Origin of the sequence: Roseburia sp. TF10-5 (genome assembly GCF_003462365.1) — a bacterium.
GTDB lineage: Bacteria > Bacillota > Clostridia > Lachnospirales > Lachnospiraceae > Roseburia > Roseburia faecis.
Window position 1 is genome coordinate 39,297 of record NZ_QTYW01000010.1, and the last position, 24,788, is coordinate 64,084.

Consider the following 24,788-nt stretch of genomic DNA (forward strand, 5'->3'; position numbering starts at 1 on the left):
AAGAAATGGAGAAGAAAGGAAAGGTAGAGCAAAAACATGAGAAGGGTAGGAAAACAGATTGTTGCCATCACGCTGGCAGCGGCAATGATGGGGTCACTGACACCGGAGGCATGCACATTTTTACAAAATGAGGTGGTGTATGCGGCGGAAACAAATGAAGCGTCAGCACCAACAGTAACACGTACAGAACTGTACAAAAATGAGGGCGCAAAAACAACAAAAACCATTGATTTTTCAGAATTGAAAGAAGATGACTGGAATGGTGAAGGAAAAATTACTTTTGTATATGATGAATCCATCAATGGCTCGTCGGGAAATGTGAATGAAGAGTATGAATTAACTGCAAAGGTAACACTGGATGAAACATCCTATCAGTCGCTGGATGCAGATAAAGCGCATCTGAATATCCAGGGTGTAACAAAACTGGGATCAAAATGGGGATGGAACAACAGTACGGATTGCCAGTGGCTGCAGAAGGATTCTTTTATGAAAGTTGGGGAGAATTATTCAGCTGATCTGAAAGTAAAGTTTTCAGGAATAACACCGGATACATTGATGGATGTTGAATTCGTTCTTGTGGGAACCGGATTTAAGGGAACTGTGACATTTTCAAATGTAGTTCTCACAAATTTATCAAGCGATAAACAGGAACTGACCAAACAGGAGCCAACCGTTCTTTCTGATTTAAATGATGAATCCCAGGTAAATCTGTGGGCAGGCGAAACCGGATATCAGTATTTCCACGGTGGAGAAGAAAATGCTGCTCCGAAATGTTCCTATGATGCAAATGGCGGAGACGGAAGATTAAAAGTAAGCCTGGATTATACAGCCAACTCCGGCGAATCATGGAGTGAGGCAAAAGTGAAATTCACACCGGAGACACCGGCTGATATCAGCAATTATAATCAGGTGAGTGTGGATTTGATTTATCCGGAAAACAGTAATATTTCCAAGATAAAATTTTTCTCCAATAGCGGAATCAATAAAGATACCAGCATAGATTCGTCCGAGGCAGCAGATGCAGGAAACGGATATAAGAAAGTTACAGTTACTTTAGGATTTTCTCCATCTGCCACACCAATGGATGATCTGACAATCGGACTTATCGGAGCCAACAGTTCCTTTGCAGGGGATGTTTATCTGGATAATCTGATACTTTCCCAGAAGGATGCCAGTGGTGATTTTGTGACAATTACCGCAACACCGAATACAGACGGAACACAGGCAAAAACAGAAGCAACAGATAAAACCCTGACCATGACAGATCCGGATGCCAGCAATAGCGCAAAGGCATTGTATGCATATCTGCAGGGACTGACCGAAAGTGATCAGGTACTGTTTGGACATCAGAATGATGTGAGCCGTTCGGTTGGAACAAAGGATGAGTTAGGAGATGTCCATGATGTGACCGGTTCTGTCAGCGGTATTTTTGGAATCGATTCCCTTGCACTGTTTGGAAGCGAGGCTGGTGGTACGGATGCGGCATCTGCACTGCAGAATTCCATTGACTACAGCAAAAAGGCGGCCCAAAACGGTGCAATCGTTACCTTATCCACCCATATGCCGAATTTCACCAACGCAAAGATTAAAAAGAATGCAGATGGAACCTACGATTTCTATAACTGTGATTTTAATGAAGCAAAAGATTTATCCGGTGATTCGTTAAAGAAGATTTTGCCTGGTGGAGAGAAGAATGAGGTATTTAAGGCATATCTTGATACGATTGCATTCTATGCCAATGCATTGGAACAAGAGAATATCCCGGTCATCTTCCGTCCACTGCATGAGAATACCGGCGGATGGTTCTGGTGGGGAACTGGAAACACGGCGGAAAGTTATAAGAGTCTGTATGCATATACCAGAGAGTATCTGGAATCCAAAGGGGTACATAATATGCTTTATGTGTATTCACCAAACGGACCGCTGGAGACCGAGGCAGAGTATATGTCGCGTTATCCGGGAGATGCCTATGTAGATATTCTGGCATTTGACTATTACAACGATTTTAATACCTATCCGGCTGAAGCAGATACGTCGTTCTTTGATCATCTGGATCAGACCTGTCAGGTTGTATCATCACTTGCAAAACAGCATAACAAGCTGGCTGCAATTTCGGAGACCGGTGTACGTGTGATGAAGAAGGATGGAAGTGATAACGAAGGGCTTCTTGTAAAAAATAATCCGGTCAGTGAGGCAAAGTCGGGTGTGAACTGGTATCAGAAAGTGAATGATATCGCAAAGAAAAACGACATGCCATATTATATGGTATGGGCAAATTTCAGCGATACCAATTTCTATGTGCCGTATAAATACAGTGATACCATGGGTCAGGAAATGATCAATGAGTTTATTGATTACTACAACAATGAGGATTCAGTATTTGGAAACGGTACGAATTTCTATGGAAATATCGATAAGTACGCAGGAGTAAAGACGGATAATTACAAAGATGTCAGCGGATACATGGTAGCACCGTTTGATATGGATACGATTTTAAAGCCAACTGCATTAAAAGCAAGTGTTTCCAATGCCGGTGAGGTATCGTTTGTTGTAAAGGATACGGCAAAGGGCAAACAGTTGACATTGCCGGCTGCGAAAGGCTCCGATGGATGCTATACGGCACAGCTGACACAAGAGGAAATGGATCAGATCGGAAAAACAGATGTTGCATCCATTACGCTCGTTGCAGATGGAAAAGAACTGTCCACGATCACAAATCTGAGTATCGGAAAAGAAAAGGACAAAGCTCCGGCAGGTGTGCTGGAAAATTTTGACTATTATGTCGGGAGTAATGGACTTCTGGATGCAGCTTACGGTGGAAATTCTGCCGCTGGATGCAGTTCGTCCTTTACGCTGGATCAGGAGCATAAGGCAGATGGTACATATGGTGCTGCATTTAATTACAAATTAAAAACAACTGGTTCGGAAGTCTGGACGGGTCTGGTAAATGCAACTCTGAGCAATACAGATTTTTCAGCCTATAATGCATTGAAATTCTGGACAAAACTTGATGGAAAAGGGCAGAAGGTTGTTGTACAGATCAAGGCAGGAGGAGAAGAGTATGAAGTATATCTGACCAATCTTGCGAAGACAGAAGATGCCTATGAAGTAACCGTTCCATTCTCCGCTTTTAAAGGGAAGATGGGTGGAAAACTTAGTGGGGATGCTTTAAAAGATGTGCAGGCATTCGGACTCTGGTGTAATTCCAACCCGGCAGGTTCCGCGGTAGATGTGGAATCGGTACTTTACTTTGATGCATTCAAAGGAACAACGATCAGTGACGCGGAAGCTGCAAAAGCAGATGCCGATGGCCTGATTGCAGTAAAACAGACCAGCCAGAGTGGAAATAATGGCGGAAATTCTTCCTCCGGCAGCAGCACCTCTGGTGGAAATTCCGGCAGCACAACAACACCGGATACAAAACCATCGGAAACCCAGAAAACGGACAAAACATTTGAGAATATTGCAAAAGATACAAATGCGACACTTACCGTTGAAAAGAACGATAAGGGAGAAGTGACAGATGCCCGGGCACAGCTGGAAAAAACAGTAAAGAACGCTTCCGAGACAAAGAAGACTACAATTTCAGCAGATGTGGTTGCAAAATTAGTCAAAGAGGCAGGAACCAGCGACATCACGATTACCCAGACAACGAAGAACGCTTCCGGCAAAGTGATGAACAGCGTATCTGTCAATGCGAAGGATCTGCAGGCAGGCAAAAAGCTGACACTTGTAAAAGTTGATAAAAAGACAGGAGAAAAAGTCCTGATCAGCAGCAGGACTTATAAGGTTTCCAAAGACGGAACGGTGACAGTGGATACCAAAGATGCCGGTGATTATGTACTGCTGAATGAGAAGGATGCAAAGGCTCTGAGCAGTAAAATCTTAAAGAGTGTTGCATTAAAGGATATCAAGAAAACGGTTGCAAACGGAAAGAAGGCAAAAGTTACTTTTGATAAGGGTCTGAACATGGAAAATGTAAAGAAGATCACTTATACATCTTCCAAAAAGTCGGTTGTAACAGTGAATAAAAATGGTACAATTGTCGCAAAGAAAGCTGGCAAAGCAGTGGTGAAAGTAAAAGTCACTTTAAAGAACGGAAAGACAAAGACTGTAAAGATGACGATCAAAGTGACAAAGTAAATTTACAGGAGTTTCGTCAGAATTTTAATAAGAAAAAGACGGTTTCGCAGGAAATCGTCTTTTTTCTTACCCATAATTGTAAAGAGAAGCGTGTGCGTTTTTTCGGGGGAATTGATTGTAATTTCAGGAACCTTTGTTTATACTAAAATCAATAGAAAAGAGAATGAGAAGGAGAACATTTATTATGGCAGGAAAACACATTTCCATTCCGGCACTTTTAAAGATCGGTGCGGGTGCATTGGACAATCTGGGGATTTACTTAAAAGAGTTACAGTTACAGAAAGTAGTTGTATTGTTTGGAAACGGTCTTGTAGAAATGTTTGGTTCTACCGTTATGGAAGCATTGCAGCAGGAGGACATTGATATTTTAGAATATCAGGAACTTGATACCGTGCGGTTGGAAGATCTGACCAGCCTTGCATTTTCCATGCCGGCGAAGACGCAGGCAGTCATCGGCATCGGTGGCGGAAAAGTGATTGATGGTGCGAAATATTGTGGATTTCTGCGAAATCTGCCGTTTATCAGCATCCCGACATCGGCATCGAGCGATGGTTTTTCGAGTGCCAGTGCATCCCTTCTGGTGGAGGGGCGGCGCAAGTCCGTTCCGGCAAAACTTGCATATGGGATTGTGGTGGATACAAAGATTATCCGCAGTGCACCGGAGAAATTTTTATATTCTGGCATCGGCGATATGGTATCAAAAATTACGGCACTGTATGACTGGATTTTTGAGGAAGAACATGGGTACGGAAAAGTCAATGATTTTGCTGTCATGATTGCTAAGAAAGCAGTCAACAGTTTTGTGCGCACACCGTTTACTTCGATACAGGATGATCTGTTTTTAAAGGAACTTCTGGATTCTCTTGCGATGAGCGGAATTGCAAATGAGATTGCGGGCAGCAGTGCGCCAACGAGCGGCAGCGAACATCTGATTTCTCATGCGCTGGACAAGATGCTTGAGCATCCGCAGCTTCATGGGATTCAGGTCGGCATTGCAACCTATCTGATGAGTGTTGTGCAGGATCATCGTTACCGGAGGGTAGACACGATCTTTACGCAGACGGGGTTCTGGGATTATGTAAAAGCACTGGATCTTCGGCGGGAGGATTTTGAGAAAGCAGTTGATCTGGCACCATCGATCAAACCGTTCCGCTATACGTATCTGCATGAGCAGCAATATAGGGATCGCGCGAAGGAACTCCTGCATACAGATGCGCGGCTGCAGGAAATCCTGAAATAGAGAGGAAAATAAATTACAGGATATACAATGATAAAAGTAGCAATATGTGATGATGATATACAATTTATTTATAAATTGGAACAAAGTATTTTTCGGTTTGCAGAAATGAAAAGAATAAAAGTGGATGTTGACGGTTATACAAGTGGAGCAGAATTTATTCAAAAACTGCAGCAAAGCGAAAGGTATGATTTGTTATTTTTGGATATTGAATTAGGGGACAGCTCGGGGATTATCGTTGGAAACTGGATTCGATCCCAGATCCAATATGAATCCATGCAGATTGTTTTTGTATCGGCAAAAGAAATGTATGCCATGCAGCTTTTTGATCTGCGTCCAATGAATTTCCTCGTGAAACCCATACAACAGGAACGAGTAGATTATATATTAGATGAATATGAAAGGCTGTATCAGTTTCAGCCACATATTATAGAAATTGGGAAAGGAAGAAATGCGATACGGATAGAAGAACATTCTGTTTTTTATTTGCAGAGCCTTGCCAGAAAAATTCAAGTGGTAACAGCAAATGATATATTATGTGTTTATGGAAAACTTTCGGAGGTTATTCCTGCGTTGAATCCGCATTTATTCTGCGTGGTACATAAATCTTATGTCATTAATCTGCGGTATGCAGAATCTTTTCAGAAAGACAGCGTACACATGATCAATGGGGATGACATTCCGGTCAGTCGGTCTATGAAAAATAACCTTGATCATGCAATTGTGGAAAAGATGAGGTGTGGTGGGTGAATAACATAGAAAGAATATTTGAAGCGGTATGTAACATATTAAGTGTGTATGTAAGTTTTAAAGTGACGGATGTTTTTCTGGAAAAGAAAAGAAAACTGCCACGGATGGCAAATATTGTTTATGTGATCGTATGGCTTATTAATACAGTTGTTGCATTTGGTTTTCGAAATGCCATGGGAACTACGGTGAGTATGGTACTGCTTCTCTGGGCGGCAGAAGGTATATTGTATGAAGGAAGTATACTACAGAAAATAATGGCAGGTTGTTTTACAGTATTGCTGGGGCTTACCATTGAATTTATCCTGTATTATTATCTGGGAGATTTTTCTTTGTTTTCCGAAGGGCGGGCAATGGGAACCATCACAGGGGCAATGGTCAATCTGCTCATAGCAATGGGAATAAGACAGGTGATATGTCGGCGAAGGGTTATGGAAACACAGAACTATTACTTTATGATTCTTGTATTAGCCGGAAATATTGTCTGGATATATGCTCTTGAGAGTGTATCCGGCGAAAATTCGCCAAAAACAGTATTATCACTGGCTATTATGATCGTTGTAGATCTTGGAATGTTCTATTTGTATGACCGTTTGGGAGAAGCTTATCAGGATAAAATGCAGCAACGGCTTTTAAAGGAACATATGATGGCCTATAAGGAGCAGATGCATATCATGCAGCAGAATCAGAAAAAGCTGGATTCTTTGCGGCATGACATGAAAAACCATATGTATCTTCTGCAGACATATCTTAATGAAGGAAGGTATGATAAGGCACAGGAATATGTAAATAAAATGAGTGAGCATTTGCAGACGGAGCATAAGTATGTGAATACGGGGAATCTGGAACTGGATATGATTTTGAATCATAAACTGGCAAAAGCGGAGGCAATGTCCTGTCAGATTCAGTCGCAGATCGTGATTCCGTGCCAGTTGCCAGTGGATGGATATGACTGGAATGTTTTGTTTGGAAATCTGTTGGACAATGCAATTGAGGCAATGGAGCAGATAAAAGATCGTTTTTTGGAGATTCGGATACAATACGACAGGGGAATTCTGGGTATACAGGTGAAAAATACGTTTGATGGAAAAGTCAATAAACAGGGAGAACGTTTATTGACAAGGAAGAAACAACAGGCATTGCATGGAATCGGTATGCAGAATATTTCAGATGTTGTAGACAAATACGGGGGATGGAAATCTATAAATATCGATGAAAATATATTTGAGGTTCAGATTGTGTTATATCTTTGAAAAAATCCCATGGTGTATGCTATGGGATTTTTAATGCAGATTTTGACGAAAATCAAACCAATTTTAACATGCAGAAAGAATAATGGGAAAAATGAAGTATAGTATACACAAGAGAGGGGGGATGGCTATGAAAAATATTTTAAAAATAATGCTTATGATGATTACAATTTTTACGATAGCAGGTTCTGCTGTCTATGCCGCGGAAATACCGGTTTCAGATCAGGATCAGTTAATAACGAGCCGTGATTGGACAGAAATCAGTAATTTACAGGATGAAATGAAAAAAGAAGAGCCGGATGCAACCATCGATTATGACAAGGCTTTAAAAGTATATGTGGATTGTAATCTTATAAAATTGCAGACGGCAGATACGAAAAAACTCACAAGTGCTCTGGAAAGTGCAAATTATGTATGGGTCATTCCTTTTAAAATGGAAAAGACATATGGAATGTTTACCGTAGCCAAAGGACTTCCATTGCGTGAAGAAGCAAAGTCTGTATTGACAAAAGCAGAACAGGAAGAAGTAAAAAATCATGTCGGAAAATGGATGATTACAGAGATAGCAGAACATACAGTGGAACCTTACTATGATATACTTCTGGAAAAACGAGAGGCATTATCGGACTGTACGAGAGTAGTACTGGTGGGAAGTCAACCGGGAATGAGACAGCCGGTTGCACTTGGGATGGATGATGAAACAGCACGTGTCTGGATTTCCTTAGGGTATCAGTATCCGGTTATGGAGAAAATTCCGGAAACTCAAAATGTGGAAAGCGGTGTCTATTCATTTGATTCTGTAGCGGAGATTTCAGATACTTATATTGAAGATTCTGAGGTAAGTACAGGAGTTGGAGTACAGAGCAGAAGTTCGATGAAATATGTGGCTGGCATTGGAATTATAGTGATAGGAAGCATATTAATCCTTAGTGTTTTAAAGAAAAAGAAATTGGAGGATTATGAATGAAGAAAATCAGTCTGTACTTATTAATTTTTACAATGCTATATTGTCTGTGTGCGTGTGGAAAAAATTCTGATGCAAAATCAAACAGTAGAGAAGATGATGGCAGAAAAGAACAAAAGATATTTGTCCCGTCAATGACTGGAGAGAAAAAGGGTGTTTTTATCATGTAGTTGCAACAACAAAAGACGGAAAGCAATATTCCATAGGAGAGTTACCTCTTACCGATGACAGAAAAGGAACTGAAAAAAAGAAACATCCTTTCATGGATGGTACAGATCTTGAAGAGCTTGGAGATGGCTATGCATCTGCAAGTGAAATGAAATATTGTGGGGCTCGTTATATTTTCAATCAGAAGATTGATATCACACAGATAGAACAGATAGAAATAATAAAATATAAAATCAGCAGATGATATAGGTATAAAAACAGGTCATAAATTTGTTGACGCTGACAGGAAACCATGTTAGGATGATGGCAGAGACTATCAATGAAGTGACAGGGGAATGAGTTTTTGACTCATCCCCCTGTTCTGATTATCAGGAGAAATGGATGAAAAAGAACAAGCAGATGAAACCAGACAATGTAGCAAAACGTCTATGGGCATTTTTTATCGTGCTCACCATGTGTATTACCGTGCAGCCTGTCGTGCCGGTAAAGGCGCAGGAGGCTGTGCAGACAGCGGCAAGAACGATCTATACGGAATTTAAAGATGGAAATTCTACCCATTCTGGAGATGGAAGCTATGGAAATCCCTACAATTTATTTGAGGATGCCTATGCGGCTGCCGGCAATGGGGATGAAATCTCAATTTTGGGAAGTGGTGCTTTTTTAAATGCCGAGGCTGCGGAACCGTTTATTTTTGATAAAAGCGTGACCGTCAATGGAAATGGAAATACTTTTTCCAACCGTAAGGGGGGATTTATCCTGAATACGGATGTGACATTTAAAAACATTACGCTGCGGTTTTCCAATCGTCTGCACGATGCAATTTTTGCAAATGGGCATAAACTTGTTCTTGAGAATGTTACGTGCGACAGCGGATTCCGCTATGTAGATATCTTTGGCGGTTCTCTTTATGAGAATGGAAAGAATATGGGGGATCATCCGGGATCAGAGGCACAGATTCTGATTACGGGTGGTGGTACCAATCTGGGGAATATTTATGCCGGTTCCATGAACGGAACATATGACGGTAAGACACAGATCGTGCTTGCGCACGTTTCCGGTACGCAAAATGGGGAAATCTATGCATCCGGTGCCATTGAACCATATGTAAATCAGGATGACTGGTTTTCCACGCAGGAGCCGGATCCACCGGCAGCGGATGGACAATATACGGTTTCCGGCGATGTGGAAATTTCACTTACCGGTTCCGATACGAAACAGGTGTACGGAGTATCCGAAAATCACGCAGGGAAGACATTTCTGACCATAGATACCGACCAGTCCTATACCGGAATTCCAGGTATAAGCAAAGTAGGAAACCTCACAGTAAAGGGCGGTGGAACATTTGCACCGGCAGCTTTGGACAGCTGTACGGTCAGGCTGGAAGGGGCAAGTGCGATTGATCTTTCCCAGATGGAAACTCCACAGGTACATTCGATTGTGAGTGCGGATTCAGCAGGAAACCGACTGATCTTAGGAAAAGAACAGAAGCTGAATGTTACAGATACCATTACGGGTGCACTTACATTTGAAACCCTGAATGGAAGAAATGGAAAATCCGGAATTGCGGAGTATGGTCACACCTATCTGGAACTTGGAAGGGCTGCGGATACGGTGGTTTCTTTTACACCGACAGACGGACAGGCGGGAATGACACTGGAACGGACATCGTCTGGAAACGGAGAAATCTGGAAAACCAGTGAGTTGTCAGGGGATGAACCGGTTGCGGTAAAAAATGTTACAGTAAAAAATCCTGTACTTTTGGCGAATGTTTCAAATATTATGAGTAGTGATAAATCGTATTATCTGGATGTGGAATGGCAGGAAGGGACACCCGAAAATGGGAAAACTTTATATCAGGTTCCACTTACATACGAAGTAGAGTTCAATAATCATATATATTATTCAACGGTTGGTGATGATGGAAATGCCAATGTTTCGGATCTTAGACTGGCATTTCATCCGGAGACAAATCAGGACGGGGTACATACAATTACACCGGAATTTTATGAAGATGCTACTAGTGGCGAACTGAAACTGCCAGAACCGGGAACCTACTACATCACAATCCGTCCATTTTCAGCAGATGAACAAATTGAGCAGAAGGTAGTTTTGATTGTAAACAAAGATCCGGATACATCCGGTTCGACGGCTACTTCAAAGGAAACAACCACTACGATAAATGGATTACCAACGGCCGTGTCCATGCAGGATGAACTGAATTTTACCGTGCAGACGGTCTATACAGATAGCAGCTTACAGGGACAGAACGTGCCGTCTGCTGGTTTTTCGGTATACATTAACCAGACCCCTTATGAAGTATCCGGCATCACGCTTCAAAACGGAGAGGCAGCCATAAAGATTCCGGTTTCAGAGACAAACGGATTTCATATGGGAGAAAATGCAATTACAGTTTCTTATGCAGGTGCAGGAGCAGCCAATGAAAACTACAGGGCACTTCCTTCCCAGGCAAACGAAACCGTGACGGTAAATCCAATTGCCGTAAAGATGCAGTATGATACCATCCAGCAGACAGCTGCGTACACAGGGCTGAAACAGAGCTGCCTTGTTTCCACGGTAAATGTAGTCCGAACGGACAACGGACAGACGGTAGATTCGCAGGTAAAGCCTGAAGTTTTCTATCGGCAGGATGGGAAAAATGTTGTTCCGGTGCAGCCGGGTAGTTATGATGTCTGGTTTAAAGTGGATGGAAACCAGTACGATGTGATAGTGGAAAAAGTCGGAACCTTTACCATTACAGCGGCGAAACCATCGATTCGTCTTACGGCAGAGACAGAAAACGGTAATTCCGTACATCTGTATGCAAAGGTAGATGGAGTCCGAAATGGCAGTATTCCGCTTGGTTCGATTTCTTTTTATCAGGACGGAACCATAATAAAGGCACAGGAAAAACTCGTATATGGGGAAGCCGATACGGTTGTATCAGGCTTAAAACGTGGCGGTTCTTATCAGTTTAAGGCAGTATATGAGCCGGATGATAAGGATGGACAGACTTATTACGAAACAGTGACAAGTGAAGCCGCGACCGTTACAATCAAAGAGGACAGTTCCACCGGAGGCGGTGGAACAGCCGGAGGCGGCTCATCTTCCGGAGGCGGTGGAGCAACCGGAGGCGGCTCATCTTCCGGAGGTGGTGGAGCAACTGGAGGCGGCTCATCTTCCGGAGGAAGTTCTGGTGGTGGAAATACTTCGGGTGGTAACACAGCCGGAGGGGGAACACCGTCCAACGGAAACAAAACCGATGTAGAAACTCCGTCTGACGGAAATACAGCTGGTACACAAACACCGTCCGATGGAAACGCGGCCGGACAAAAAACACCAACCGTAACCGTTACCGGAACCCGGAAAAATAAAGCCATCAAAACAACGGTGACCGCTGATCTGATAAATCAGATACTGGAAGAAAACGATGGAAAACACACAGATGTGACGATCCAGGTTACCGATCCGGCTGGCGACGTAAGCTATACACTGACCGTAAATACAGCAGACATACAGACCGGAAACAAGCTGTATGTGTGTGCAAAAGATCAAAAGACAGGTGCCTATGTCCTTGTAAACGATAAGAGTTATACGGTTACAAAAGCCGGAAATGTGAATTTTTCAGCAGATTCCAAAAAGGATTATGTCCTTATGGATCAGAAAGATATGGATCAGGTTACAGCGAACATATTAAAAACGGTTACATTGAAGAATAAAATCGTTCAGGTGAAGAAGGGAAAACAAAAGAAGGTTTCTCTGGCAGCCACCTTAAATATGGACAATGTAAAAAGCATTTCTTATCAGAGCAATAACAAAAAAATTGCATCTGTAAACAAGAAGGGTACCATAAAATCGAACAAAAAAGGAACTGCGTCCATTCGCGTGACAGTAACCTTAAACAATGGAAAGACCAAAGTTTTAAAATTAAAAGTCAAAGTCAAGTAGCAGATGCAGGAAAAGACAAAACCCCGGAAATAAATATCCGGGGTTTTTGTTTTACCTAGAGAGAAAGTGCACACTGATCAATTTTTTTCAGTTCCTCCTCCGTAAACGGAGCAGAGTTTAACACTTTCAGATTTTCAAGAATCTGTGCCGGGCGGGAAGCTCCGATCAGAACGGAAGTAACCACACCGTCCCGGATCACCCATTTGAGTGCCATCTGTGCGAGGCTTTCACCACGGGCAGCCGCAATCTCATTCAGGCTCCGGATACTTGCCATCCGCTTTTCATCAAACTGATCCGCATGCAGGAAACGTCCGTCCGTGTTGACACGGCTGTCTTTTGGGATGCCGTTTAGATAGCGGTCGGTCAGCATACCCTGCGCGAGAGGGCTGAAAGAAATAATTCCTTTCTTACCATCTGCAGCAGCTTGTTTTAAACCGTTTTCCTCAATGGTACGGTTAAAGATATTGTAGGAATTCTGGTTGATAATAAATGGACAGTGCAGATCTTCCAGAATGGCAGCCGCGCGTTTCATCGTTTCCCCGTCATAGTTGGACAGACCGACATACAATGCTTTTCCGCTGCGCACGATCTGGTCGAGTGCACCCATGGTTTCCTCCAGCGGTGTATCCGGATCCATGCGGTGGTGATAGAAAATATCTACATAGTCCAGACCGAGCCGTTTTAAGCTCTGGTCAAGGCTGGCGATCAGGTACTTGCGGCTGCCCCAGTTTCCATAAGGCCCCGGCCACATGTCAAAACCGGCTTTGGAACTGATGATCAGTTCATCGCGGTAGGAAGAAAGCTCTTCCCGAAGGATCTTCCCGAGATTTTCCTCCGCACTGCCCGGCTGCGGTCCATAGTTGTTTGCCAGATCAAAATGTGTGATCCCGTGGTCAAATGCCGTAAAGCACATCTGTCTCATATTTTCATAAACACCGGTATCTCCGAAATTGTGCCAGAAGCCCAAAGATACTTCCGGCAGCATCAGTCCGCTGTCGCCGCAGCGGTGGTATTTCATGGTTTCGTAACGTGATTCATTTGCGTGATACATAAGAAATCCTCCTTAGTTTGTAAAAAATTTATCATAAATGCCAAATCCAAAGATAAAAAGCACAATCAGCGGCAGAATATAGGTAATGTAGCCGCGCATCCAGTTTTTAATTTTTAATCCTTTTCCGGTATTGGCTTCGGTTGTGTAGTTTTTCCAGCCCCAGCCGTAGCGGCTTGTGCAAAACAGCAGATATACCAGGGAACCGAGAGGCAGGAACAGGTTGCTTACCAGAAAATCTTCCAGGTCAAGCACAGACCCGCCAAAGATCGAAAAACCTTTCCAGTTCCATACATTGTATCCGAGTACACATGGCAGGGAGAGTACAATGATCAGTACCAGATTAACGGCACAGGATTTCTGGCGGCTGCATCCGGTCAGTTCCATACCGCAGGAGATGATGTTCTCAAATACTGCCAGGATTGTGGAAAACGCTGCAAAAAACATAAACAAAAAGAACAGGCTTCCCCAGAGTCTGCCAAGCGGAATATGGTTAAAAATATTCGGCAGGGTGATAAAAATCAGGCTTGGTCCGGAAGTCTGGTCAACATGGAACGTAAAGCATGCCGGAAAAATGATAAGTCCGGAGGTGATAGCAACAAACGTATCCAGAATGGCAATATTTACCGATTCACCAAGCAGAGAGCGTTCCTTTCCGATATAACTTCCCAAAATTGCCATCGCGCCGATTCCAAGGCTTAACGTGAAAAATGCCTGGTTCATGGCACCCGTAATGGTTTTTGCAATACCGATCTGTTTCATCCGTTCAAAGTCCGGGATCAGATAAAAGGCAAGGCCTTCTTTTGCACCATCCATAAAAAAGCTGTTGATTGCCAGAATGATCATGATGATAAGCAAAGAAGTCATCATGACCTTTGTTACTTTTTCCAGACCGTTCTGCAGTCCACGGGAGCAGACAAATACGCCGGCGCAAACAACTACCACCATCCAGAAGCCCATGGTCAGAGGTTTGCTCAGCATTGTGGTAAACTGTCCGGAGACACCGTCGGCATCCAGTCCCTGAAACTGTCCGGTGACCGTCATATAAAAATAATGAAGCATCCAGCCGGTGACCGTTGTATAAAACATCATAAGAAGATAGCAGCCGATCAATGTGATAATCCCGTGGATATGCCATTTCTGTCCGGGTTTTTCCAGTGCATGGTAGGCTTTGACCGGACTTTTCTGGCTGGCACGCCCAACCGCAAATTCCATCGTCATGATCGGGAGTCCGAGAATAATCAGAAACAACAGATAAAACAGCACAAAGGCACCGCCTCCGCCCTGTCCGGCAGTGTATGGAAATTTCCATACGTTTCCGATTCCGATCGCACATCCGGCTGACAGGAGAATGAATCCCAGACGGGATTTTAATTTTTCTCGTTCTTCCATAAAATAATCCACCTTTTTGTAAACATTGTATAAAATACAAACGAAATTATACAATCTGTTGTGAGAAGTTTCAACCCTTTTTGACGAAATTTTACCAGGTATGTGTTGTATTTTTTTACAGATACTAGAGGAGAAGGTTGCGGAGTGTTCATGTTCTGCAATCAACAAGATTATCTTATGGAAAGAAAGAGGGTTAAACCATGGTTTTAACAGAAAAAGAGATGGCTACAATTGAGGATCTGCACACACAGGAACTTTCCTGCGTGGAGAAGTACAAACGTTACGGACAGGAAGCAAAGGACCCGGTGCTTCGGGATTTGTTTGCCGATCTGGAAAAAAAGGAGCAAAAGCATGTGGAGTCTCTGGAACAGGTCATGAAAGGCAGTGTCCCGTCCTGCAACGTCAATGACAGAGAGGGAAAAGAATATGCGCCGAAGGCAACCTATGATTCCATGACCAATCCAGAAGACAAGAAAAACGACAATTTCCTTGCCACGGACAGTATCGGTTCCGAAAAAATGGTGTCCGGGACCTATAATACCGATGTTTTTGCGTTTGGAGATTCCGATGTGCGCAAACTTCTGGCAGATATCCAGGTGGAAGAACAAAACCACGCGGAGATGCTCTATAAATATAAAACCGTAAACGGCATGGCATAGCCGTCATGTGGAGTGGATGTCCCAAAGCATCCACTCTTTTTGTTTTTACAAAAAGATTACAGAAACCGGATAGTATATCTTACATAACCCGTTTATTATAAGTCCTGTAATAAATCTTACAGATTTCACAAGGAGAACAAAAGAATTATGAGAAAAAATGTGATGAAACTTACAGCAGGAGTTCTCTCCACCGCTGTATTGGCAGGAATGTTTGCCACTGGTATCCCGACAAAGATTGCAGCAGCAACGGAACACTGGAATGATGCTTCCCGGGAGTCTACAGACTGGAGCAACTGGAAAAAGAACTGGGCTGCTTACAGCAGTGAGTATGAACATGTATCGCTGACTCCGGGTGCGGACGAGACAAAATTAAATTATGCATGGTACAGCAAAACGGCTGAGACTCCAAAGGTGAGAATTTCTACCAGACAGAATATGGATGGTGCGACAGAGTTCACCGGAGCGCAGACCGAAGCTGTGACCATAGATACCACAAAATATTTTTCCAATAAAGTAACCGTAAGCGGGCTCAAAGAAAATACCAGCTATTATTATCAGGTATTTCAGGATGGAAAGTGGCAGGATACACAAAACTATACCACACAGGCATTTGATGAATTTTCTTTCCTGTATGTCGGGGATCCGCAGATCGGGGCTTCCAAAGGCCAGACCAGCAGTGAGAGTGAAAAGATGGAAAATGCAGGAAATGTTGTAACTTCTGCACCGGAAAAAAATCTTGCTGCAAGAAATGACAGCTATAACTGGAACAACGTATTAAATGAAGCACTCGAAGATCATTCCGATGTAAGTTTTCTTGTGTCAGCAGGAGATCAGGTGAACTACGGAAGCAACGAGCGGGAATATGCAGGATATCTTGGGGCAGAGGCACTGACTTTCCTTCCGGTAGCAACGACCATTGGTAACCACGACAGTGTTTCGAATCAGTACAGCCTGCATTTTAATAATCCAAATGCTTTTTCCGATACCGATACCAATTATGTACAGGGAAAGACAAAGGCAGGAACCGATTACTATTATCGTTATGGAAATGTCCTGTTCATTGTTCTTGACACAAACAACTATAACTGTGCAACGCATGAGAATGTCATGAAAAAAGCAATCAATGAGAATAAAGATGCCAAATGGCGTATTGTGGTATTTCATCAGGATATTTACGGCAGTGGTTACGACCATTCCGATTCCGATGGTATGGTGCTTCGTACACAGCTTACTCCACTGATGGATAAGTATAAGATTGATGTGGTGATGCAGGGACATGATCATACCTATTCCAGAACCTTCCAGCTTGAGGGGGATGGAAAGGATCATACTTCTTACAGCACTTATGGATACAAATCTGTAGAGGAAGCTGAAAAAGACAGTGATTATCAGGCACAGAATAACTGCTATGAAATCGTAAACAAGACCGTTGGCGGAACCGTTACCAATCCGGAAGGAACCGTATATTTAGAAGCAAACTCTGCAACAGGTTCAAAATTCTATAACCTGATTGCTTCCAAACAGGATTATATTTCCGAGAGAAGCCAGACATGGACACCAACCTATTCGGTAGTAAAGGTAACTGACAAGAAGTTTTCTGTTACAACTTATGATGCAACAACCAGACAGAAGTTACAGGGATCAACAACCTATACGATTGTAAAAGATGCCGTAAAACAGACGGTACAGGCGAAGAACTCTTACAAGAAAAACGTAGGAGAAAAAGCCTTTTCCTTAAATGCAAAAGCCAAAACGGCGCTTACTTATACATCTTCCGACAAAAAGGTTGCAACTGTTGATAAAAACGGAAAAGTTACCGTAAAAAAGGCCGGAAAGGTTACAATTACGGTGAAGGCAGCAGCAACCAGCCAGTATCAGGCAGCAAGTAAAATAATTACAATTACTGTTACAAAGAAAGCAGTAAAGAAAGCAGCTAAATAACAATGAAGAAAAACTGGAAGAAATTTTTAGTAGGAACCCTGTGCCTTTTGGGGTTCCTGCTCTTGTTGGGAAAAGTAAATCAATTCGAAAAAGTACCTTTGATTTCCACGGAAGGCCAAAGTTACGAAAAAGCCATCGTGACAAAAATTACAAAGGATAATCTGGCGGAAGACGGGCAGCGTTATGGAACACAGGAAGTGCGTGTGCAGATAAAATCCGGAGCGCATACCGGAGAAGAACTGGATGCAGTGAATCCGAGTGGTTCTCTGTTTGGAATGGAAAACTGCCAGATTGGTTCGCACGTGATCGTAATCGTCAGTACGACAGGAGATAATAATGTAGTGACTGTCTACAGTAAGGATCGGACCGCAGCAATTTATCTGTTTGGTTTGTTTTTCTGTCTGATTGTCTGTGTCATTGGCGGAAAGAAAGGAATCAAAGCCATCGCGAGTCTGGTATTTACCGGCGTTTGTATCATCTATCTGATGTTTCCACTGATGTATCAGGGAGTATCACCAATTGGAATTACCATTGTAGTTGTTTTGTTATCAACACTATTAACGCTGTGGCTTTTAGGTAGGGTTTCCAAAAAAACAGCGTCTGCTGTAATCGGTACGGTCAGCGGCGTTATCATAGCAGCGATTGCGGCCATTCTGTTCGGTAAAGCTGCAGGCATCACTGGTTACAATGTGTCAGATATTGAAACCTTGAACTATGTTGCACAGAATACACATATAAAGATCGGGCAGCTTCTGTTTGCCGGAATTATCATAGCAGCACTTGGAGCAACGATGGATGTTGGAATGTCGATTGCCTCTACCATTCAGGAGCTGTATGACCGAAATCCCAAGCTGGGTGGGAAAGATCTGTTTGTATCCGGTATCCGTGTGGGGCGCGATATGATGGGAACGATGGCAAATACTCTGATTTTTGCTTATGTTGGGGGTGCATTATCTACCCTTGTGGTCAATTATGCATATAATTTAAGTTATAATCAGCTGATCAATTCCTATGTGATTGTCACGGAGATCATGCAGGGGCTTTCCGGAACGCTCGGTGTAGTTTTGACTGTACCGATTACAGCAGCAGCGGCAGCCTGGCTTGTCGGAAATAAAAAGATGACAAAAAAATCATTGGTGCAGCCGATCTATGATGATTCGGATCTGGAGAATGAGAAATATCTTTATGAAGGTACGGAATCGGACGAGGGATTGGATGAGGAATTTTAAATAATACATATTTGCAATTGGCAATGTCTGACAACGGGGACATATGCAGAAAAAAATGTAAGAAATGTCCCGACAGAATCGGAAAGTGGGACATATGCGGAGCAAATATAAGAAATGTCCCGTAGATTAGATCTGTTGGGACATATAGAGAAAAAAATTACAGTATGTCCCATATAATGTTGTTGAGGGGACATAACAATAAAGGAATCTTCTATAAGTCCCGCTGGGAAAGAGTGGCGGGACATAATCTGCAAGAAATGTTCTATAAGTCCCAAGAGGAAAGAAAAGTGGGACATAATCGATAAGTTAAATTCTATAAGTCTCAGAAGAAAAAAGGAGGGACATAATCTGTAAGAAATTTTCTATATGTCTCAACATAGGAAAATGCAAGGTCTAATCAGCAACCTGTCTTTTATATCGAAATAAAAATCATAAAATCATAAAATTTTCATAATCATGAAAGCTCCTATTGACATTTATTGAATTTACGCTATAATAAAATCAAACATATGAACAAGTGCTCATATGAAAGAGTAATAAAATGTAAAATGAAAAGTATGGAGGAAACCGGCTATGAAGAAGACTTACAAAATTGATGTGGATTGTGCAAACTGTGCAAATAAAATGGAGGAAGCAACAAAAGCAACTGCAGGAGTAAAGGATGCAACTGTAAACTTCATGACACTGAAGATGAACGTAGAATTTGAAGACGGTGCAGACGCAAAGTCTGTTATGCAGGACGTATTAAAGAACTGCAAAAAAGTAGAAGACGATTGTGAAATTTTCCTTTAATCCAAACATAAAGATGATGTCTAAGGCAGAAAGTCAGAAATCATTCCGGCAGACAGGAAAGGATTTCTGGCTTTTCCCATAGATATCAGACAGGAGGCTGCTATGAATAAAAAACAGAAAAAAGTATTAAAACGGATTATTTTATCTGCTATTTTAATAATTGCATTTGCGGTAGCAGGGAACTTTGTTTCCATTCCGAAGGTACTTGAATTTGTCCTTTATCTGATTCCATACCTTGTGATCGGTTATGATATTTTAAAAAAAGCCTGGAAAGGCATCTGCAACAAGCAGGTCTTTGACGAAAATTTTCTGATGGCAGTCGCAACCGTAGGTGCGATCGCGCTGGGAGATTATAAAGAGGGCGTTGCAGTTATGTTGTTCTACCAGATCGGAGAATTGTTCCAAAGCTATGCCGTTGGCAAAAGCCGCCGGAACATCAGCGATCTGATGGATATCCGTCCGGATTATGCAAATATCGAAAAAGACGGACAGATGGAAAAAGTTGATCCGGATGAGGTGGAGATCGGTACCGTGATTATCGTTCAGCCAGGAGAAAAAGTGCCGATTGATGGCGTGGTAGTAGAAGGACATTCTTCTTTAAATACCAGTGCCTTGACCGGAGAAAGTGTACCGCGTGAAGTGGCTGTTGGAGAAGAAATCGTCAGCGGATGTATTAACCTGTCCGGCTTGTTAAAGATCCGTACCACCCGTGAATTCGGGGAATCTACAGTGTCAAAAATCCTTGATCTGGTTGAAAATGCAAGCTCTAAAAAATCACGCTCCGAGAATTTTATTTCAAGATTTGCACACTATTATACCCCGGCAGTCTGCTACGGTGCACTGGCGCTTGCATTTCTGCCACCAATTGTAAGAATGCTTTTTATGGGACTTCCGGCAGAGTGGGGAACCTGGATTTACCGTGCCCTGACATTCCTTGTTATCAGTTGTCCGTGTGCGCTTGTCATTAGTATTCCACTGAGTTTCTTTGCCGGAATCGGAGGAGCCAGTGCCGCAGGTGTTCTTGTCAAAGGCTCCAACTATCTGGAGGCACTTGCAGCCACCAAAACCGTTGTATTTGATAAAACAGGCACGATCACACAGGGCGTATTTGAAGTCTGTGGAATCCACAGTGATACCTGTGACGCTGAGAGCTGCCCGGTAAAATCCGGACATCCGGTTTATACAAAAAAGGAAGAAGAATTGTTAGAATATGCGGCACTTGCCGAGTGTCACAGCACACACCCGATCAGTATCAGTTTGCAGAAAGCATATGGAAAGAAACTGGACATGGAGCGTGTGAGCGATGTGCAGGAAATTGGCGGACACGGAGTGATTGCCATAGTCGATGGGCATAAGGTTGCCGCCGGAAATAACAAGCTGATGAAAAAAGAAGGCATTGCTTACCGCGAGTGCAGTTGCACCGGAACGATCGTCCATCTTGCCATTGACGGAAACTATGCGGGGCATATTCTGATCGCAGATGTGATCAAACCACATGCCGCAGAGGCAATGCAGTCGCTTAAGCATTCCGGTGTGCAGCGTCTTGTGATGCTGACAGGAGACGATGACCGTGTGGCACAGCAGGTAGCAAAAGAAGTTGGTATTACGGAAGTTCATTCCCAGCTGCTTCCGGCAGATAAAGTGGCACGGGTGGAACAATTATTACAGAATAAGCCGGAGAAATCCACGGTTGCCTTTGTCGGGGATGGAATTAACGATGCACCGGTACTTTCCCGCGTGGATGTAGGTATCGCGATGGGGGCACTTGGATCGGATGCAGCGATTGAGGCTGCGGATATTGTCCTGATGGATGATGATCCGATCAAGATTTCCAAAGCAATAAGGATTGCCCGGAAATGTATGCGCATTGTATATGAAAATATTTACTTTGCAATCGGAATCAAACTGATCTGCCTGTTCCTCGGAACGATTGGTATTGCAAATATGTGGATGGCAATTTTTGCAGATGTCGGAGTTATGGTGATTGCAGTATTAAATGCGATCCGCGCATTGTTTGTAAAGAAGTTATAATGTTGCGGTTATCCATTTTCCGGCGGAGAGGAGAAACTCATGGAAAGAGAAAAGATAGAATGTTGCAGTGAGAACAAAGTACATCCGGATCTGTTGAAGATCGTCCATGATACGATGCCAGAAGAAACAGAATTGTATGATCTGGCAGAATTGTTCAAGGTATTTGGAGATTCTACCCGTATCCGGATTTTGTTTGTGTTGTTTGAAGCCGAAGTATGTGTCTGTGATCTGGCGGCAGTATTGTCGATGACGCAGTCTGCCATTTCCCATCAGCTTCGGATTTTAAAACAGAACAAACTGGTAAAAAGCCGCAGAGAGGGAAAATCTGTATTTTATTCGCTGGCGGATGAGCATGTAAGAAGAATCATTGCGCAGGGACGGGAACATATAGAAGAAGATATTATGTAAAAATTATCAGGCACGACAGGGACTTTCAAAAGGAAGTCCCTGTTTTTGGGTATCTTAATATTTGTTTAAATTTCTTTAAAGATTCGTATTTTTCGCTTTTTTATTGCTATAATTAGGAAGCACAGAAAAATAATTCTGTTGATAGCATAAAGAAAAAGGAAGAAAGGCGAATAAATTATGGAAACCTATGAAAGTGTAAAAAGTAATTCCGTACAGCCGGAAGAACCAAAGAAGAAAAAGAACGGGGCGTGGAAAGGAGTCGTTGCGGTGGTACTGGCAGCCGGTGTTGTAGGAAGTACCACGATTTCCGCATTTAATCTGGTAACTCTAAAATCCTACATAGCCGAGCAGAAGAAGGAAGAAAATCCGGAGACAACCGAAGATTATGTAAAAATTGCGGAAAATTATGAAATTAAACCAACAACAAATATTTCGGATGCTTACAAATCCGGAGACACTTCTAAGCTGACGGATAAAGAAAAAGAAACCCTTGATATGGCAAAAAAAGCGATCAAGGATATGAAGATCAAGGACAGCATGTCTGATTTTGAAAAAGAAAAGGCCGTGTATGACTGGATGACCAAAAAACTGCAGCAGGATTCCGGTGCCCTGACCGTTATTCCGAGTACACAGGAAGACTGTGATAATCCATATGGGGTGTTAAAATACCACAATGCCGTATGTGTCGGTTACGCGACGACATTCCGCATGTTCATGCAGATGATGGGAATTGAATGTAAAGTGGAACATAATACAGAAAAATTCCATAGCTGGGATGTGGTAAAAATTGACGGAGACTGGTACATTACCGATATTTATTCCGATGCAGGAAATGGAAATTATGCGAACTTTAATGTGACGGATGCCATGTATGGACAGTCCCAGAGCTGGGATCGCGATTACTTCCCGGCAGCCAGCTCATTAAAGTACAATATGGCATACCAGAACAAGAAAACAGTGGACAGTATATATGATCTGCCGAAAGCCTTGCGTGCTGCCATGGACAAAAAGCTTGGTGGGGTCATGGTTGCGTTTAAAGAGGATATTACAGAGGAAAAAGCGCAGGTGGCAAATGCCATAGCTTCTGCCATTGACAATTTCCTGATGTCCGGAAGCTATAAGGATATGCCATACAGTCTGGGAACTTACAACTGGATTCAGGATCCGGATGGAAAAGGATATTTATTTAATGTTACCATGCCGGGATATAACACGGACAATACAAGTCAGAATATCAGCGAGAAGGAGCAGCAGAAGATAGACAAGGCAGTTCAGAAAGCATTTGAAGGGCTGACTCCGATGAACAACGGTGATATGGGAGTGTCAACAGAAGAACAGATCATCGGTGGCGCAGATATGACGATGAATGAAGCCGCAGCAAACGGCGCAACATTCAGTACCGAGGAAGCAGTGGAGGAAAATTAATCGAATGGAAAAAATAAAAAAAGGCATTTGTCTGGTGTCTGTACTTACATTACTGATTGCGTGTGCCGGGTGCGGTTCTGGGAAAAACGCGCAAAATACGGTCAGTATGTATGACTTGCGTACAGCGATGGAGGCTGCAGATCCGGATCTTCCGGAGATGCTTAATGCAAGCAGTACAGAAAAAGATGCAGAGGACAATTTTTCCCATATTTCTGATATGGAATATAAAAAGGTAGACAGTTATTTTGTAAGTTATTCCTCGGATGGACACAAAGCAGATGAAATTGTTGTAATCGCGGTGAAAGATAAAGCAGATGTGGACGAGGCAAAAGAAAGTCTGACAAAGCATCAGCAGGATCGATATAATCTGCTGCAGTCCTATGAGCCAAAGCAGGTCAGCAGGATTCAGGACGGCTTGATCTTTACAGAAGGGCAGTATGCGGTGCTTATCATTACCAATCATAATGATGATGTGCGTAAAGCCTTTGAGGATGCTATCAAAAAATAATAACAAAAAGAACGGTTTCTGACGGTAAGTTGGGAACCGTTCTTTTTTATAAATGTATAAAATGGGCGGCACTGGTGTACAATTAATAAAAAATGCAACATTCTTTTATAGAATGTTGCATTTTATGTCACAAAAGCATTTTATTTTTGGCTTGAAAGGAGTAATTTTTATGGGAACAACACAACCGATCCGAAACCGACAGGAACTGCAGAATTTCAGTTCATACTACAAGCAGGTAAAACCGCATCTGCGAAATTATACTTTAGTTGTATTGGGATTAAACACTGCACTGAGAATCAGCGATCTATTAAATCTTCGCTGGAGAAGTGTCTATGATTTTAAAAAGAACTGTTTTCGGGATCACCTTTTGATATGGGAACATAAAACAGGAAAAAGAAATTATATTGCGATAAACCAGAACGCGAAAAATGCCCTGTATCTATATTTTATGGAAAAGAATCCTGATCCGGAAGAATATGTTTTCTCCAAACGGACAAACCCTTATAAACCGCTCAGCCGTTCACAGGCTTACCGCATCATAAAAGAAGACGCAGCACACACAACAAGTGACGAATCCATCAGCTGTCATTCTCTCCGGAAAACCTTTGGCTACTATGCGTGGCAGGAAGGCATCCAGCCAGCACTTTTAATGAATGTCTTTAACCATTCTTCGTTTCATATCACGAAACGTTACCTTGGAATTGAACAGGACGAAAAGGATCTTGTTTATCTGAATATTAATCTGTAAAACGTTCGGGGAATGCTTTGTTGCGATACCCTATACAAAGCGTTCTCTTTCATAAAATGTTTGACTTTTATCATAAAATGCGTTATTCTATTTTCAATAAATATCTATATTCCAAATCTGATGCCAGAGCATTGTTGCCAGAAAAGGCAGCAC

Annotated in this window: 19 protein-coding genes; 17 read left to right on the plus strand and 2 right to left on the minus strand. The window is 42.6% G+C overall.

Annotated elements, in window-relative coordinates:
- Positions 1–36 precede the first annotated feature (36 nt).
- From DXD06_RS10515 to DXD06_RS10540, 8 genes are all read left to right on the plus strand, one after another.
- Positions 37–4,143 (plus strand): glycosyl hydrolase, encoded by a 4,107-nt coding sequence (locus DXD06_RS10515; protein ID WP_117831628.1) that lies wholly within the window; start codon positions 37–39, stop codon positions 4,141–4,143.
- Between the two features lie 181 nt (positions 4,144–4,324).
- Positions 4,325–5,383, plus strand: a complete 1,059-nt coding sequence (locus DXD06_RS10520; RefSeq protein WP_117831709.1) for an iron-containing alcohol dehydrogenase family protein — start codon at positions 4,325–4,327, stop codon at positions 5,381–5,383.
- Positions 5,384–5,410: 27 nt separating this feature from the next.
- Positions 5,411–6,130, plus strand: a complete 720-nt coding sequence (locus tag DXD06_RS10525; protein WP_117831631.1) for a LytR/AlgR family response regulator transcription factor — start codon at positions 5,411–5,413, stop codon at positions 6,128–6,130.
- Positions 6,127–7,380 carry a sensor histidine kinase gene (locus DXD06_RS10530; protein ID WP_117831634.1) on the plus strand — a complete coding sequence of 418 codons (1,254 nt, stop codon included), beginning with the start codon at positions 6,127–6,129 and terminating at the stop codon, positions 7,378–7,380. Before DXD06_RS10525 ends, DXD06_RS10530 begins: the two co-directional genes overlap by 4 nt.
- A gap of 127 nt (positions 7,381–7,507) precedes the next feature.
- Positions 7,508–8,344 carry a hypothetical protein gene (locus DXD06_RS10535; protein ID WP_117831636.1) on the plus strand — a complete coding sequence of 279 codons (837 nt, stop codon included), beginning with the start codon at positions 7,508–7,510 and terminating at the stop codon, positions 8,342–8,344.
- Positions 8,341–8,511, plus strand: coding sequence for a hypothetical protein (locus DXD06_RS17115; protein ID WP_158569521.1), 171 nt, complete (start codon positions 8,341–8,343; stop codon positions 8,509–8,511). The genes DXD06_RS10535 and DXD06_RS17115 overlap by 4 nt, the downstream gene beginning before the upstream one ends.
- A 92-nt stretch (positions 8,512–8,603) precedes the next feature.
- Positions 8,604–8,753, plus strand: a complete 150-nt coding sequence (locus DXD06_RS17120; protein ID WP_158569522.1) for a hypothetical protein — start codon at positions 8,604–8,606, stop codon at positions 8,751–8,753.
- A gap of 137 nt (positions 8,754–8,890) precedes the next feature.
- Positions 8,891–12,454 (plus strand): Ig-like domain-containing protein, encoded by a 3,564-nt coding sequence (locus DXD06_RS10540; RefSeq protein WP_117831639.1) that lies wholly within the window; start codon positions 8,891–8,893, stop codon positions 12,452–12,454.
- A gap of 55 nt (positions 12,455–12,509) precedes the next feature.
- Here the strand turns inward: DXD06_RS10540 and DXD06_RS10545 are convergent, their stop codons facing one another.
- A complete protein-coding gene (locus DXD06_RS10545) occupies positions 12,510–13,505 on the minus strand; it encodes an aldo/keto reductase (protein WP_022045054.1) in 996 nt (331 codons plus the stop codon).
- Between the two features lie 12 nt (positions 13,506–13,517).
- Entirely contained in the window at positions 13,518–14,894 is a 1,377-nt protein-coding gene (locus tag DXD06_RS10550; protein WP_117831641.1) for a sodium-dependent transporter, read from the minus strand.
- 200 nt (positions 14,895–15,094) lie between these two features.
- On the opposite strand from DXD06_RS10550, the gene DXD06_RS10555 reads away from it, so the two are divergent.
- From DXD06_RS10555 to DXD06_RS10595, 9 genes are all read left to right on the plus strand, one after another.
- Positions 15,095–15,553 (plus strand): ferritin-like domain-containing protein, encoded by a 459-nt coding sequence (locus DXD06_RS10555; protein WP_117831643.1) that lies wholly within the window; start codon positions 15,095–15,097, stop codon positions 15,551–15,553.
- Between the two features lie 147 nt (positions 15,554–15,700).
- Positions 15,701–17,494, plus strand: a complete 1,794-nt coding sequence (locus DXD06_RS10560) for a metallophosphoesterase (RefSeq protein WP_117831645.1) — start codon at positions 15,701–15,703, stop codon at positions 17,492–17,494.
- Positions 17,495–17,496: 2 nt separating this feature from the next.
- Positions 17,497–18,723, plus strand: a complete 1,227-nt coding sequence (locus DXD06_RS10565; RefSeq protein WP_117831647.1) for a YibE/F family protein — start codon at positions 17,497–17,499, stop codon at positions 18,721–18,723.
- A 573-nt stretch (positions 18,724–19,296) separates the two neighbouring features.
- The gene (locus DXD06_RS10570; RefSeq protein WP_117831649.1) at positions 19,297–19,515 is read left to right on the plus strand and encodes a cation transporter; all 219 of its coding nucleotides are present in this window, start codon (positions 19,297–19,299) and stop codon (positions 19,513–19,515) included.
- Positions 19,516–19,617: 102 nt separating this feature from the next.
- Positions 19,618–21,546 carry a heavy metal translocating P-type ATPase gene (locus DXD06_RS10575; RefSeq protein WP_117831651.1) on the plus strand — a complete coding sequence of 643 codons (1,929 nt, stop codon included), beginning with the start codon at positions 19,618–19,620 and terminating at the stop codon, positions 21,544–21,546.
- A gap of 39 nt (positions 21,547–21,585) precedes the next feature.
- Positions 21,586–21,954: an ArsR/SmtB family transcription factor gene (locus DXD06_RS10580; RefSeq protein ID WP_117831654.1), complete on the plus strand. Its 369-nt coding sequence runs from the start codon at positions 21,586–21,588 to the stop codon at positions 21,952–21,954.
- Between the two features lie 177 nt (positions 21,955–22,131).
- Positions 22,132–23,379, plus strand: coding sequence for a transglutaminase domain-containing protein (locus DXD06_RS10585; RefSeq protein WP_117831656.1), 1,248 nt, complete (start codon positions 22,132–22,134; stop codon positions 23,377–23,379).
- 4 nt (positions 23,380–23,383) lie between these two features.
- The gene (locus DXD06_RS10590; protein WP_158569523.1) at positions 23,384–23,887 is read left to right on the plus strand and encodes a DUF4358 domain-containing protein; all 504 of its coding nucleotides are present in this window, start codon (positions 23,384–23,386) and stop codon (positions 23,885–23,887) included.
- A gap of 169 nt (positions 23,888–24,056) precedes the next feature.
- Entirely contained in the window at positions 24,057–24,635 is a 579-nt protein-coding gene (locus tag DXD06_RS10595; protein WP_117831660.1) for a tyrosine-type recombinase/integrase, read from the plus strand.
- Positions 24,636–24,788 lie beyond the last annotated feature (153 nt).